The 13,888-nt window shown below is 65.7% G+C and carries 13 protein-coding genes; 6 read left to right on the top strand and 7 right to left on the bottom strand.

Annotated features, from left to right (window positions below; translation table 11 throughout):
* Positions 1-2: 2 nt before the first annotated feature.
* Positions 3-1,319, top strand: coding sequence for a bifunctional DedA family/phosphatase PAP2 family protein (locus FW760_RS17690; protein ID WP_054916340.1), 1,317 nt, complete (start codon positions 3-5; stop codon positions 1,317-1,319).
* A 3-nt stretch (positions 1,320-1,322) separates the two neighbouring features.
* On the opposite strand, the gene FW760_RS17685 is transcribed toward FW760_RS17690, so the two are convergent.
* From FW760_RS17685 to FW760_RS17675, 3 genes are read right to left on the bottom strand one after another with little or no spacing between them, the layout of a single operon-like run.
* Entirely contained in the window at positions 1,323-1,913 is a 591-nt protein-coding gene (locus FW760_RS17685) for an LON peptidase substrate-binding domain-containing protein (RefSeq protein WP_116052306.1), read from the bottom strand.
* A gap of 9 nt (positions 1,914-1,922) precedes the next feature.
* Complete coding sequence (locus FW760_RS17680) at positions 1,923-2,633, bottom strand: LrgB family protein (protein ID WP_173925073.1); 711 nt, start codon at positions 2,631-2,633, stop codon at positions 1,923-1,925.
* Between the two features lie 2 nt (positions 2,634-2,635).
* On the bottom strand, positions 2,636-2,998 hold the full coding sequence (locus FW760_RS17675) for a CidA/LrgA family protein (RefSeq protein ID WP_043863912.1): 363 nt from the start codon (positions 2,996-2,998) through the stop codon (positions 2,636-2,638).
* Between the two features lie 170 nt (positions 2,999-3,168).
* On the opposite strand from FW760_RS17675, the gene FW760_RS17670 reads away from it, so the two are divergent.
* The 3 genes from FW760_RS17670 to FW760_RS17660 all read left to right on the top strand — a co-directional run bounded on the left by FW760_RS17670 (position 3,169) and on the right by FW760_RS17660 (position 6,101).
* Complete coding sequence (locus tag FW760_RS17670; protein ID WP_043863913.1) at positions 3,169-3,624, top strand: MaoC family dehydratase; 456 nt, start codon at positions 3,169-3,171, stop codon at positions 3,622-3,624.
* Between the two features lie 87 nt (positions 3,625-3,711).
* Positions 3,712-5,433 (top strand): C13 family peptidase, encoded by a 1,722-nt coding sequence (locus tag FW760_RS17665; RefSeq protein ID WP_078481390.1) that lies wholly within the window; start codon positions 3,712-3,714, stop codon positions 5,431-5,433.
* A gap of 26 nt (positions 5,434-5,459) precedes the next feature.
* Positions 5,460-6,101 carry an oxidoreductase gene (locus tag FW760_RS17660; protein WP_043863915.1) on the top strand — a complete coding sequence of 214 codons (642 nt, stop codon included), beginning with the start codon at positions 5,460-5,462 and terminating at the stop codon, positions 6,099-6,101.
* Between the two features lie 90 nt (positions 6,102-6,191).
* Here FW760_RS17660 and FW760_RS17655 read toward each other — a convergent pair whose 3' ends face one another.
* From FW760_RS17655 to FW760_RS17640, 4 genes are all read right to left on the bottom strand, one after another.
* Positions 6,192-6,482: a YceK/YidQ family lipoprotein gene (locus FW760_RS17655; RefSeq protein WP_088514348.1), complete on the bottom strand. Its 291-nt coding sequence runs from the start codon at positions 6,480-6,482 to the stop codon at positions 6,192-6,194.
* A complete protein-coding gene (gene ubiX / locus FW760_RS17650; RefSeq protein ID WP_043863917.1) occupies positions 6,479-7,108 on the bottom strand; it encodes a flavin prenyltransferase UbiX in 630 nt (209 codons plus the stop codon). Before ubiX ends, FW760_RS17655 begins: the two co-directional genes overlap by 4 nt.
* Positions 7,105-8,454: a UDP-N-acetylmuramate:L-alanyl-gamma-D-glutamyl-meso-diaminopimelate ligase gene (gene mpl / locus FW760_RS17645; protein WP_104571893.1), complete on the bottom strand. Its 1,350-nt coding sequence runs from the start codon at positions 8,452-8,454 to the stop codon at positions 7,105-7,107. Before mpl ends, ubiX begins: the two co-directional genes overlap by 4 nt.
* Positions 8,455-8,519: 65 nt before the next feature.
* The gene (locus FW760_RS17640; protein WP_116052307.1) at positions 8,520-10,439 is read right to left on the bottom strand and encodes a sigma-54-dependent Fis family transcriptional regulator; all 1,920 of its coding nucleotides are present in this window, start codon (positions 10,437-10,439) and stop codon (positions 8,520-8,522) included.
* Between the two features lie 265 nt (positions 10,440-10,704).
* Here FW760_RS17640 and exaC point away from each other — a divergent pair, with 265 nt between their 5' ends.
* Positions 10,705-12,225, top strand: coding sequence for an acetaldehyde dehydrogenase ExaC (gene exaC / locus FW760_RS17635; RefSeq protein ID WP_116052308.1), 1,521 nt, complete (start codon positions 10,705-10,707; stop codon positions 12,223-12,225).
* 175 nt (positions 12,226-12,400) lie between these two features.
* Positions 12,401-13,843, top strand: coding sequence for an ethanolamine permease (eat, locus tag FW760_RS17630; protein ID WP_043863921.1), 1,443 nt, complete (start codon positions 12,401-12,403; stop codon positions 13,841-13,843).
* Positions 13,844-13,888: the final 45 nt, after the last annotated feature.

The following is a 13,888-nucleotide window of genomic DNA, read 5'->3' as shown; positions in this document are numbered from 1 at the left end:
CCATGGGCCCATGGCTCGACAGCCTGACCGGCTGGCTGACCGCGAACCCGCAATGGCTCGGCCTGGCAATCTTCATCGTGGCCTGCGTCGAATGCCTGGCCATCGCCGGGCTCATCGTGCCCGGCACCATCCTGCTGTTCGCCGTGGCGGTTCTCGCCGGCAGCGGCGCACTGGGCCTGAGCGAAACCCTGCTGCTGGGCTTTCTGGGCGGGCTGCTGGGCGATGCGATTTCCTACACCCTGGGCCGGCGCTTCCACCAGAACATCCGGCGCCTGCCGCTGCTGCGCCACCACCCCGAATGGATCGGCAGCGCCGAGAGCTACTTCCAGCGCTATGGCATCGCCAGCCTGCTGGTGGGGCGCTTCATCGGCCCGCTGCGGCCGATGCTGCCGATGGTGGCGGGCATGTTCGACATGCCCTTGCCACGCTTCATCGCCGTCAGCCTGTTGGCAGGTGCCGGCTGGGCGGTGGCCTACCTGCTGCCCGGCTGGGCCACCGGCGCGGCCATGCGCCTGCCGCTGCCCGAAGGGTTCTGGACCGAAGCAGGCATCATCGCCGCCGGCCTCGCACTGCTGATCGGCCTGAGCATCAGTACCAGCCTGCGCAGCAAGCGCTACGGCACACGGCTGATCGCCGGCCTGAGCCTGGTAATGCTGGCTGCGGTGTTCATCGGCTGGCCGTACCTGAACGATTTCGACCAGGGCCTGATGACCCTGGTGCAGGAACACCGCCGCGCCACGCTGGACGGCACCATCGTACTGATCACCCGCCTGGGCGACTTCCGCACTCAGTTCGTGGTGGGCGGCGTGCTCACCGGCCTGCTGCTGCTGAGCCGGCAGTGGCGCCCGGCGATCTTCGCCGCCTGCACGCTGATGGGCACGGCGCTGGCCAACGGCACACTCAAGTGGCTGTTCGCCCGCGCGCGCCCCGAAGTGCTCAGCGACCCGCTGACCTCCTACAGCATGCCCAGTGGCCACAGTTCGGCGTCATTCGCGTTCTTTCTGACGCTGGCGGTGCTGGCCGGTCGTGGCCAGCCGCCACGCATGCGCCTGACCTGGATTCTGCTGGGGTGCCTGCCGGCGATGTCGATTGCCCTGTCCAGGGTCTACCTGGGTGCACACTGGCCCACCGACATCCTCGCCGGCTCGCTGCTGGCCTGCTGCGTGTGCGCCGCCAGCCTGAGCCTGGTGCAGCACCGCGAGCCGCTCGGCGCCATGCCGCTCAAGGTGTGGTGGCTGATCCTGCCGGCCTGCGCCGGCACCCTGGCGTTCTTCGCCCTGCATGCCTTGCCCCATGCTCTGCTGCGCTACCAGTACTGAGACCTAGGCGAACAACTCGCCCTGCAGCCGCTCGAGCAGCGCCTGGATCGCGTCCAGGCGCTGGCGGGGCGAATCGATGGCCAGCAGGTCGAGCTTGTCTTCATCCTCGAAGGGCAGCAGGTAGGCCAGCTGGTTGGCCAGTGCCTGCTGGCCGATGACTTCGACCGGCATGTCCAGTGCCGCCACCATCGGGTGCTCGCCCAGCGCGCCGAGCAAGGCCAGCAGGTCGTGATCGTCCTCCTCCAGGGGGGCGTCGGGCTGTTCGCTGCGCCAGTTCACGTCGGCCAGCAGCAGTTGGTCCCTCTGCACCTCGTAGGGGCCGACATCGAAGCGCCGCACACCTTCGACGCGAATGCCCAGCAGGCCGTTGTCCTGCTGCTGGAAGTCGCGTATCAACGCCTCGCAGCCGATTGTCGCGAACCCCGACGGGGCATTGCCCACCTGCTCGCCTTCGAGGATGCACACCACGCCGAACCCGCCGCCCTGCTTCATGCAGCGGCCGATCATGTCCAGGTAGCGCGCCTCGAAGATCTGCAGGTCGAGCTTGCAGCCGGGGAACAGCACGGTATTGAGTGGAAACAGGGGCAATGTCATCGAATATCCTCAGGCAACCAGGCTGACCGCCAACGGCAGGAACACCGCCGTGACCACTCCCATCAGGCTCATGCCCAGGGCCGCGAAGGCCCCGGTTTCCTCGCTTTCTTCCAACGCCACCGCCGTGCCCACCGCGTGCGCACTGATGCCCAGTGCCATGCCGCGAGCTTCCGGGCTGCTCACCCCGCAGGCCGACAGCAGGGCCGGGCCGAAGATCGCCCCGATCACCCCGGTGATCAGCACGAACACTGCCGCCAGCGCCGCCACCCCGCCGATCTGCTCGGCCACCAGCATCGCAATCGGCGAAGTCACCGACTTGGGCGCCATGGTCATCAGGATCATGTGTTCGGCACCGAACCACCAGCCCAGCAACAGGCAGGCACAGGTCGCGACCAGGCCGCCGATTACCAGCGTAGTCAAGGTCGGCCACAACAGCTGGCGAATACGCCGCAGGTTCAGGTAGAGCGGGACCGCCAGGGCCACGGTGGCCGGGCCCAGCAGGATGTTCATGATCTCGGTGCTCTTGCGGTACTCGGCATAGGACACGCCGCACGTCACCAGTACACCGATCACCACCAGCATCGATACCAGTACCGGCTGCAGGAAGATCCAGCGGGTCTTGTCGTAGGCCGCCAGCACCAGCTGATAGGCCCCCAGGGTGATACCGATGCCGAACAGCGGGTGGTGGATGACCGCATCGAGGGCGCCGTGCCAGTCCAGGCTCATGGCTTTTCCTCACGACGGGCCTGACGGGCAATCATCTTCTGCATGAGCACGCCACAGAACGCCAGGGCGATCAGCACCGACAGCACCAGCGAACCGACGATGGCCCAGAAGTCGGCAGCAATGTCGGCGGCGTACACCATCACCCCCACCGCCGGCGGCACCAGCAGCAACGGCAGGTAGCGCAGCAGGCTGCTGGCCGCCTCGCTCAACGGCGCACTGACCTCGCCGCGCAGCATCAGGTACGCCAGCAACAGCACCAGCCCGATGATCGGCCCCGGCAGCATCGACAGAAACAGGTGATTGATCGCCGTCCCCAGCAACTGGAACAGCACGAGCCACGTCAAACCACGCAACAACATTGCACTTCTCCCTCAGGCCTGGCGGCCATTATAAGCACGCTAACGACTGGTCTATACCCCGATATTCGCTGAAACAACGGTGACTTGACCGCATCCGGTCGGCGTGCTGATCTTAAGCAGTCGAACCTGTAGCAGTCACAACAAAATCAAAGACAACCAGGAGAGTCGCAATGCCCTATGTACCCGTTGCAGAGCTGGCGCAGTACGTTGGAAAGGAACTGGGACGTTCCGAGTGGCTGACCATCGACCAGGAGCGCATCAACCTGTTCGCCGAGGCTACCGGCGACTTCCAGTTCATTCATGTGGACCCGGTGAAGGCGGCAAAAACGCCATTTGGCAGCACCATTGCCCACGGTTTTCTCACCCTTTCGCTGATTCCCAAGCTGATGGAAGACATCCTCGTGCTGCCCGAGGGGCTGAAGATGGTCGTCAACTATGGCCTGGACAGCGTGCGCTTCATCCAGCCGGTGAAGGTCGGTTCGCGGGTTCGTCTCAAGGTCGACCTGAGCGAGGCCATCGAGAAGAAACCGGGCCAGTGGTTGCTCAAGGCCACCACCACCCTGGAAATCGAAGGCCAGGACAAACCCGCCTATATCGCCGAGCCACTGTCGCTCTGCTTCGTCTGACCCGCCCAAGGTGAAACAGCTGCCAGCGGCTGTTTCACCCGCGACAAACTGCGGCATACTCGGGGCCTGACTTGCCCGGACCCCGCCATGCGCCCATTCGTACCCCTTGCCCTGACCCTGCTGCTCGCCGCCTGTGGCGACGGTGAACCGCTGTCACCGCCCGATGCACGCCTGCCCGATGGCGGCCGCTACCGTGGCGACGTGGTCAATGGCCTGCTGCAGGGCCCGGGGCGCATCGACTACCCCAATGGCAGCTGGTATGCCGGCAACTTCCAGCAGGGCCAGTGGCAGGGCCGCGGCGAATGGCACGGCAGCAATGGCGAGGTGTACCGCGGCGAGTTCCAGCAGGGTCTGTTTCACGGCCAGGGCGAGCTGACCACCCCGGGCAGCCACTACAGCGGCGGCTTCAAGCTTGGCCGGCGTGACGGCGAAGGCACCCTCAGGGAAGGCCAGGTACAGTATCGCGGGCAGTTCAAGGACGACCAGTACAACGGCGCCGGCGAACTGACCCTGGCCGACGGCAGCCAGTACCAGGGCCTGTTCGCCAAGGGCAAACCCCACGGCGAAGGCATCCGCAGCGATGCCAGTGGCAACCAGTTCAGCGGGCGCTTCGTCGACGGCCAGTTGCAGGGCAGCGGCACCTTCAACAGCGCCGAAGGCGACCAGTACATCGGTGAATTCAAGGACAACCACCTGCAAGGTCGTGGCCGTTACGAAAACGCCGATGGCGACGTGTGGATCGGCCAGTTCCGCGACGGCTCGCTGACCGGCAAGGGCGAGCTGTTCGGCAGCGACGGCAGCCACTACAAGGGCGAGTTTCGCGACTGGCGCTTCGCCGGCCAGGGCCGCCTGCAATTGCCCGACGGCAGCCTGTACGTCGGCGGTTTCGAAAACGACACCTACCAGGGCAAAGGCCGGCTGACGCAGGTCGACGGCAGTGTCGAAAGCGGCCACTGGGTCAACGGCCTGCGCGTGCGCGACGAACACGGGCGCCTGTTGCCCGACCCCCTGGAGCTGGCCCTGCTCAAGCAGGGCACCCTGCTCGACAAGGCGCTGGCCCAGGTACCGGCCTCCACCCCGGCCATCGAACTGTACAGCCTGGCCCTGGCCGGCGATGGCAACCAGAGCGTGTTCATGCGCGAGGCCGACTACGTCAGCGACATGCTCAAGACCCGTTTCGGTGCCACTGGCCAGGTCGCCCTGGTCAACCACCGCGACCACATGGCCGACCGCCCCCTGGCCACCCGCGAGAACCTGGCGCGGGCCGCACGCACCCTGGCCGAGCGCAGCGGCCCCGAAGACCTGGTGTTCATCTACCTGACCAGCCACGGCAGCCACGAACATGAACTGGTGCTGGATCTGCCGCGCCTGCAACTGGCCGACCTGCCCGCCGATGAACTCTCGGCCGCGCTTGCCCCACTAAAGGAACGTGACAAGATAATCGTGATCTCTGCGTGCTACTCGGGGGGTTACATCGATTCACTCAAGGACGACAAGACCTTGATCATGACCGCATCGCGTGCCGACCGGGTGTCATTCGGCTGCTCCGAAGAGGCCGACTTCACCTATTTCGGCGAAGCACTGTTCGCCCGGGCACTGAACCAGACCGACGACCTGCAGCAGGCCTTCGAACTGGCCAAGACCACGGTGCAGCAGCGCGAGCAGGCCGATGGCTTCGAGGCTTCCGAACCTCAGCTGTGGGCGCCGCAACGGGTGCTGCAGCACTGGCAGAAGCTGCGCCAGCAACAGGCACGAAAAGCACTGCAAAGTGCCGATGCGGTACAAGCAGAAAATACAAGCAGCCACTAAGCTGACTGTATCAAGGGAGAGACATCATGTACCTGACGCCTCAGCACATCCTGATTGCCGGAGCCACCGGGCTGACTGGTGAGCATTTGCTGGATCGGCTGCTCAACGAGCCGACCGTGAGCCGTGTGCTGGCCCCCACGCGCCGGCCGCTGGCCGAACACCCGCACCTGGAGAACCCGGTCGGCGACCCGGCGGTGTTCCTGCCGCAGTTGAGCGGCCGGGTGGACATCGCCTTCTGCTGCCTGGGCACCACCATCAAACAGGCAGGTTCAGAAACGGCGTTTCGCGCCGTCGACCTGGACATGGTGGTGGCGTTCAGCAAGCGGGCGCGGGAAATGGGTGCACGGCACCTGCTGGTGGTCAGCGCGATTGGCGCCGACCCCAAGTCGTCGGTGTTCTACAACCGGGTCAAGGGCGAGATGGAACAGGCACTCATGGCGCAGGACTGGCCGCAATTGACCATCGCGCGGCCGTCGGTGCTGCTGGGCGAGCGTATCGAGCCTCGGCTCGGTGAGCAGTTTGCCGGGCCGTTGTCGCGGCTGCTGCCGGGCAAGTACCGCGGCATCGAAGCCTGCCAACTGGCGCGGGCGCTGTGGCGCCTGGCGCTGGAAGAGCAGGACGGGGTCCGGACCGTGGAGTCCGATGAACTGCGTAGATTGGGTAAGTAATTCAAAGGCCTCATCGCGGGTCGAGCCCGCTCCCACAAGGACAGCTCAGCCCCTTGTGGGAGCGGGCTCGACCCGCGATGAGGCCGCTGGCTACAACCCGCCGGTAGCCTGAAACCCCACCCCCAGCACCGTCAGCACCGACAACGGCAGCAACACCGTATCGAGCAGTGCACTGCCCGGCAGGTCCAGCCCCGGGTACGCCGGTGCCGGCGCGCCAAAACGGTCTTCAGGGCAGCAACCGCCCCGCAGCGCATACAGATCCAGCCGCGTACCCGAATACACCACCGGTGCCCCCGGCTTGGCCGCATCCAGCGTGCGCACCGTGGCGCAGCCGCTGCTCAGTGCCAGCACCGCCAGGCCTGCCACCAGCAGCGCCTTCACTCCTCGCCGCCAACATGGTGCTCGCCCCAGCGCGGCAGCATGTCCTGCGGAACATCCAGCAGGTTGAGAATCCGCGCCACCACAAAATCCACCAGGTCGTCGATGGTCTGCGGCTGGTGATAGAAGCCCGGCGAGGCCGGCAATATCACCGCGCCCATCTGCGACAGCTTGAGCATGTTCTCCAGGTGGATAGTCGAGAAAGGCGCCTCGCGCGGCACCAGAATCAACTGCCGACGCTCCTTCAAGGTCACGTCCGCGGCCCGCTCGATCAGGTTGTTGCAGGCCCCGGTGGCGATTGCCGACAGCGTGCCGGTGGAACAGGGCACCACCACCATCGCTGCCGGCGCCCCGGAGCCCGAGGCCACCGGCGACATCCAGTCCTCGCGCCCGTATACCCGGATCTGCCCGGCCGCAGCGCCGGTGTACTCGGTCAGAAACGCCTGGATCGACTGCGGCTTGGCCGGCAACACCACGTCGGTCTCGGTCGACATCACCAGTTGCGCAGCCTTGGAGATCAGAAAATGCACCTCGCGGTCTTCACGCACCAGGCAATCGAGCAGACGCAACCCGTACTGCGCCCCGGAGGCACCGGTCATGGCCAGCGTGATGCGCTCCGGGCCGCTCATCGCAGTGCCTCGGCCAGCTTGCCGTGCAGCCCGCCAAAGCCGCCGTTGCTCATGATGACCACCTGGGTGCCCGGCGCGGCCTGGCTTTTGACCCGCTCGATGATCGCCTCGAGACTGTCGGCGACAACCGACGGCACCGTGCACTCGGCGGCGGTGGCGGCCAGGTCCCAGCCCAGATTGGGCGGTGCATACCAGATCACCTGGTCGGCATCGCACACGCTCTGGGGCAGGCCATCACGGTGGGCGCCCAGCTTCATGGAGTTGGAGCGCGGCTCGATCACCGCGATCAACGGGGCGTCGCCGATGCGCTTGCGCAGCCCGTCGAGGGTGGTGGCAATGGCGGTCGGATGGTGGGCAAAGTCATCATAGATGGTCACACCCTGGACTTCAGCGACCTTTTCCATGCGCCGCTTGACGCTCTTGAACGCGCTCAAGGCGGCAATCCCGATGGCCGGCACCACGCCCACATGGCGGGCAGCGGCCAGGGTGGCCAGGGCGTTGGCCACGTTGTGCTGGCCGGTCAGCTCCCACTCCACCACGCCCTGGGCTTGGCCTTCGAAACTGACTTCGAAGCGCGAACCGTCGGCGCTGAGCAGTTTCACCTGCCACTGGCCACCGGCGCCGGTAGTCTGCACCGGGGTCCAGCAGCCCATCTCGATCACCTTCTGCAGGGCCGGCTCGGTGGTGGGGTGAATGACCAGGCCTTCGCTCGGAATGGTGCGCACCAGATGGTGGAACTGGCGCTCGATGGCAGGCAGATCAGGGAAGATGTCTGCGTGATCGAACTCGAGGTTGTTCAAAATGGCGGTGCGCGGACGGTAGTGCACGAACTTGGAACGCTTGTCGAAGAACGCGCTGTCGTACTCATCGGCCTCGACCACGAAGAACGGCGTGGCGCCCAGGCGCGCCGACACCGAGAAGTTCTGCGGCACACCGCCGATCAGAAAGCCCGGGCTCATCCCGGCATGCTCCAGCACCCAGGCCAGCATGCTGCTGGTGGTGGTCTTGCCGTGGGTGCCGGCCACGGCCAATACCCAGCGGCCCTGCAGCACGTGGTCAGCCAGCCACTGCGGGCCCGACACGTAGGGCAGGCCCTTGTTCAGCACGTACTCCACCGCCGGGTTGCCCCGCGACAGTGCGTTGCCGATCACCACCAGGTCGGGGGCCGGCTCCAGCTGGGCGGCGTCATAGCCTTGATGCAGCTCGATGCCCTGGGCCTGGAGCTGGGTGCTCATGGGGGGATAGACGTTGGCGTCGGAGCCGGTGACGCGGTGGCCAAGCTCCTTGGCCAGCACCGCCAGCGAGCCCATGAAAGTACCGCAGATACCGAGAATATGAATGTGCATGGTCGACCTCACGAAACGTGGAGGCAGGGTAGCTTAGGGTGGGAAAAATCGCATCCTGAGTTTGCCTAGGCGCCCCGTGCAATCCCGTGCTTGCGCAGCTTGCGGTACAGCGTATTGCGGCTGACCCCCAGTTGCGCCGCCACCTGGGTCATGTGCCAGCGCTTGTGCTCCAGCGCCTGCAGCAGCGCGGCCCGCTCGGCGTCGTCCAGCGGGTGTTCGGCCTGCGGCCTGGCCACCGTGGGCTCGAGCGCTGCCGGGGGCTGGCGCACTACCGGCGGCAGGTCGTCGAATGCGATGCGGCCATCCTCGCACAGGGCCACCAGGGTACGCAGCACATTGCGCAACTGGCGCACGTTGCCGGGCCAGGCAAACTCCAGCAGCGCCCGGCGTGCCGACGGCTCGAGCCGCACAGGTTGGCCCGCGGCCTCCTCGGCCAGGACAAAGTCGAGCAACTGCGCCTTGTCGCTGCGCTCACGCAATGCCGGCAGGGCGACCTCCAGGCCATTGAGGCGGTAATACAGGTCTTCGCGAAAGCTGCCGGCCTCGACCCGGCCCAGCAGGTCACGGTGGGTGGCACTGATGATGCGCACATCCACCGCCTGCGGCTCGCCGCCGATCGGTACCACCTGGCGCTCCTCGAGCACCCGCAGCAGGCGCGTCTGCAGGGCCAGCGGCATGTCGCCGATCTCGTCCAGCAGCAAGGTGCCGCCGTCGGCCTGTTGCAGCTTGCCGCGCATGCCCTCCTTGCGCGCCCCGGTAAAGCTGCCGCCGCGATAGCCGAACAGCTCGCTCTCGATCAGGCTCTCCGGGATCGACGCACAGTTGAGCGCGACGAACGGTTTGCCCGCGCGCTGGCTGGCCTGGTGCACGGCCTTGGCGAAGGCCTCCTTGCCGCACCCGGTTTCGCCGTTGAGCAGCAGCGGCACGTCGCGCTCGAACACCCGTAGCGCACGCCGAAAATCCTGTTGCAGTGCCGGGTCGACCAGGCAGATGCGTTGTGCCGGCATTGGCGTGCTGGTGGCCGACGGTGCAAGCGGTGGCGCCACCGCACGGGCCTGGCCGCGCAGGCTGGCGAACAGCACACGGCCATCGCGGGTACGCAGCGGCCAGCTGGTGCTGGCGGCCGCCGTGGCACGCCCGAGCAGTTCATCCAGCGCGCAGTCGAAAAACGCCTCCACTGGCTGGCCGAGCAGCCCACCGCGTGCCGTTGCCAGCAGGTTCAGCGCACTCTGGTTGACCGCACAGATACGCCCCTCGCCATCGAACGCCAGCAGCCCCTCGCTGAACAGCCCGACCGATTCGGCCTGCAGGTGAAAGCGCAACAGCCAGTGGTGTTCGAAATGGCGCAGGAAGTAGCAGCTCTCGATCATCTTGGCCGAGAGGTTGACCAGCGCCATGGTGTGGAACTGGCTCTGGCGCGACATGTCGGGGCGCGCCGACGACACGTCGAGCACTGCCAGCAGCTCGCCCTGCGGATCGAACACCGGGCTGGCCGAGCACGTCAGCCCGGTATGGCGCCCGCGAAAGTGTTCATCCTGGTGAATGGTCAGGGCCTGGCGCTCGACCAGGCAGGTGCCGATACCGTTGGTGCCTTCGCAGGCCTCACTCCAGTCGGCGCCCAGCCAGAGCCCGGCGCGCTCGAAGATGCGCCGCTCGGTGGGTGCGGTGACGCAGTTGAGGATCACACCGCGCGCATCGGTCAGCAGAACCGCGTGCCCGGCGCCGCAGAGTTGCTGGTGCAGGCTGTTCATCTCGTTGCCGGCGATCTGCAGCACCTGCTGCAGGCGCTCACGGCTCTCCAGCAGCCGCCCGTGCTCGAGCACGGTGGGCGCAACGCTCTGGGCCGGGTCGAGGTGGTAGTCCTCCAGGCAGCGCAGCCAGGAACGGGCGATCGACGGGTCGCTGCCCGGCCCCTGCAACAGCGCCTTGCCCTGGGTGACGGTGAGCACTTGCCGGGCGTGCCGGCTCAGATGATTGCTCTGCACTTTTTATTGTTCTCCGCACACGAGATGAACCCAGCATCCTCCTGCCGCCAGTGCATTGCAATGGTGGCGGGACCGTCGGGTCACGTTGTGTGCCACAACGGGTACAGAGTGTCACCCAGGCTGTGCCGGGGCTGGCACACAGCGCCTGCGGGGCGCCCTCCGCGCGGCGCCAAGCCCTTGATTTCACTAGGCCACCGGGCAGTGGCCCGTGCCTTGCACTACGCTTTACATCCTCCCTACAAGCACAATAGCCAGGAGACACACCATGCGTTACGCACATCCCGGTACCGACGGCGCGATCGTTTCCTTCAAGAGCCGCTACGGCAACTACATCAACGGCGAGTTCGTGCCACCGGTCAAAGGCGAGTACTTCACCAACACCTCGCCGGTCAACGGCCAGCCGATTGCCGAGTTCCCACGCTCCAGTGCCGAAGACATCGACAAGGCGCTGGACGCCGCCCATGCGGCCGCCGATGCCTGGGGCACCACCTCGGTGCAGGCGCGCTCGCTGATCCTGCTGAAAATCGCCGACCGCATCGAGCAGAACCTCGAACTGCTGGCCATCACCGAAACCTGGGACAACGGCAAGGCGGTACGCGAAACCCTCAACGCCGACATCCCGCTGGCCGCCGATCACTTTCGCTACTTCGCCGGCTGCCTGCGCGCCCAGGAAGGCAGCGCCGCTGAAATCGACGGCAACACCGTGGCCTATCACATCCACGAACCGCTGGGCGTGGTCGGGCAGATCATCCCGTGGAACTTCCCGATCCTGATGGCCGCCTGGAAGCTAGCCCCGGCCCTGGCCGCCGGCAACTGCGTGGTGCTCAAGCCGGCCGAACAGACCCCGCTGGGCATCAGCGTGCTGCTCGAAGTGATCGGCGACCTGCTGCCACCGGGCGTGCTCAACGTGGTGCAGGGCTATGGCCGTGAAGCCGGCGAAGCGCTGGCCACCAGCAAGCGCATCGCCAAGATCGCCTTCACCGGCTCCACCCCGGTGGGTTCGCACATCATGAAATGCGCCGCCGAGAACATCATCCCCAGCACCGTGGAGCTGGGCGGCAAGTCGCCGAACATCTTCTTCGAAGACATCATGCAGGCCGAGCAGAGCTTCATCGAGAAGGCCGCCGAAGGCCTGGTGCTGGCGTTCTTCAACCAGGGCGAGGTGTGCACCTGCCCGTCGCGCGCACTGGTGCAGGAATCGATCTACCCGGCGTTCATGCAGGAGGTGATGAAGAAGATCAAGCAGATCAAGCGTGGCGACCCGCTGGACACCGACACCATGGTCGGCGCCCAGGCCTCCGAGCAGCAGTTCGACAAGATTCTCTCGTACCTGGAAATCGCCGAGAAGGAAGGCGCCGAACTGCTCACGGGCGGCAAGGTGGAAAAACTCGAGGGCAACCTGTCGACCGGTTACTACATCCAGCCGACCCTGCTCAAGGGCACCAACAAGATGCGCGTGTTCCAGGAAGAGATCTTCGGCCCGGTGGTCAGCATCACCACCTTCAAGGACGAAGCCGAGGCCCTGGCCATTGCCAACGACACCGAATTTGGCCTGGGCGCCGGTGTATGGACCCGCGACATCAACCGCGCCTATCGCATGGGCCGCGGCATCAAGGCTGGCCGCGTATGGACCAACTGCTACCACCTGTACCCGGCGCACGCCGCGTTCGGCGGGTACAAGAAGTCCGGCGTGGGTCGTGAAACCCACAAGATGATGCTTAACCACTACCAGCAGACCAAGAACCTGCTGGTGAGCTACGACATCAATCCACTGGGCTTCTTCTAGGAAGCCCGGCTGCAAGCGGCAAGCTTCAAGCAGCAAGAAATAGCAGACCCCATGCGATTTGCCTTCTCTTGCGGCTTGCGGCTTGAAGCTTGCAGCTGTTCTGGCCCCTTTCGTGCAAGACCATCACCACAGGCCGGCACCCGCCGGTGACTAAAAAAAGAACAGGTGAATCCCCATGCCAAGCGATCATTCCGGCAACGCGCCGGCTTCCGTCGATTTCGAAAAGGTCGGTTCCGAGTATTTCCAGCAACGTGAACTGAAAAAAGGTGCCGCAGGCTGGGTCCTGCTGGTGGGTCTGGGCGTCGCCTACGTGATCTCCGGCGACTACGCCGGGTGGAACTTCGGCCTGGCCCAGGGTGGCTGGGGCGGCATGTTCCTGGCCACGCTGCTGATGGCCACGATGTACCTGTGCATGTGTTTTTCGCTGGCCGAACTGTCCTCGATGATCCCCACCGCCGGCGGTGGCTACGGCTTCGCCCGCAGCGCCTTCGGGCCCTGGGGCGGGTTTCTGACCGGCACCGCGATCCTCATCGAATACGCCATCGCCCCCGCCGCCATCGCGGTGTTCATCGGCGCGTACTGCGAATCGCTGTTCGGCATAGGCGGCTGGGTGATCTACCTGGCGTTCTACATCATCTTCATCGGCATCCACATTTTCGGCGTGGGCGAAGCGCTCAAGCTGATGTTCATCATCACCGCCGTGGCCGCGATTGCCCTGGCGGTGTTCCTGATCGCGATGGTGCCGCACTTCGATTCGAACAACCTGTTCGACATCGCCAAGACCGACGCAGCCGGCGCCAGCAGCTTCCTGCCGTTCGGCTACGTCGGCGTGTGGGCGGCAATCCCCTATGCCATCTGGTTCTTCCTGGCGGTCGAAGGCGTGCCGCTGGCCGCCGAAGAAACCAAGAACCCCAAGCGCGACCTGCCCCGCGGCCTGATCGGTGCGATGCTGGTGCTGCTCAGCTTCGCGCTGCTGATCCTGGTGATCGGCCCGGGCGGCGCCGGCGCCGAAGCACTGAAAAGCTCGGGCAACCCGCTGGTGGAGGCGCTGGCCAAGGCCTACGGCGGCTCGACCTGGATGGGCGGCTTCGTCAACCTGGTGGGCCTGGCTGGCCTGATCGCCAGCTTCTTCTCGATCATCTACGCCTATTCGCGGCAGATCTTCGCCCTGTCGCGCGCCGGCTACCTGCCGCGCAAGCTGTCGCAGACCAACCGTAGCAAGGCCCCGGTACTGGCGCTGATCATCCCCGGCATCATCGGCTTTGCGCTGTCGCTGACCGGCCAGGGCGACCTGCTGATTCTGGTGGCGGTATTCGGCGCTACGCTGTCCTATGTACTGATGATGGCCGCGCACATCACCCTGCGCATAAAACGCCCCAAAATGGAGCGTCCGTACCGGACCCCGGGCGGCATCTTCACCTCGGGCGTGGCGCTGGTGCTGGCCTGCCTGGCGGTGGTCGCAGGTTTCCTGGTCGACCCACGGGTGGTGATTGGCGCTGCGATCATCTATGGCGTGCTGATTGCGTACTTCGCCTTCTACAGCCGACACCACCTGGTGGCCGGCACACCGGAGGAAGAGTTTGCCGCGATCCAGAAGGCCGAAGAGGCCTTGCACTGACCGCCCCGCGCCGCAGGCCTGGCCTGCGGCGCCATGGAGATTGCG

The sequence above is a fragment of the Pseudomonas sp. 1176_21 genome (genome assembly GCF_052850635.1).
This window is presented reverse-complemented; position numbering and strand designations above follow the sequence as displayed.

Excerpts from the sequence above, each read along its gene's own strand:
- exaC (WP_116052308.1), top strand. The coding sequence starts at position 10,705 with ATGCGTTACGCACATCCCGGTACCGACGGCGCGATCGTTTCCTTCAAG.
- FW760_RS17675 (WP_043863912.1), bottom strand. The coding sequence starts at position 2,998 with ATGTTGTTGCGTGGTTTGACGTGGCTCGTGCTGTTCCAGTTGCTGGGG.
- FW760_RS17690 (WP_054916340.1), top strand. The coding sequence starts at position 3 with ATGGGCCCATGGCTCGACAGCCTGACCGGCTGGCTGACCGCGAACCCG.
- eat (WP_043863921.1), top strand. The coding sequence starts at position 12,401 with ATGCCAAGCGATCATTCCGGCAACGCGCCGGCTTCCGTCGATTTCGAA.
- ubiX (WP_043863917.1), bottom strand. The coding sequence starts at position 7,108 with ATGAGCGGCCCGGAGCGCATCACGCTGGCCATGACCGGTGCCTCCGGG.
- FW760_RS17660 (WP_043863915.1), top strand. The coding sequence starts at position 5,460 with ATGTACCTGACGCCTCAGCACATCCTGATTGCCGGAGCCACCGGGCTG.
- FW760_RS17670 (WP_043863913.1), top strand. The coding sequence starts at position 3,169 with ATGCCCTATGTACCCGTTGCAGAGCTGGCGCAGTACGTTGGAAAGGAA.
- FW760_RS17665 (WP_078481390.1), top strand. The coding sequence starts at position 3,712 with ATGCGCCCATTCGTACCCCTTGCCCTGACCCTGCTGCTCGCCGCCTGT.
- FW760_RS17685 (WP_116052306.1), bottom strand. The coding sequence starts at position 1,913 with ATGACATTGCCCCTGTTTCCACTCAATACCGTGCTGTTCCCCGGCTGC.
- mpl (WP_104571893.1), bottom strand. The coding sequence starts at position 8,454 with ATGCACATTCATATTCTCGGTATCTGCGGTACTTTCATGGGCTCGCTG.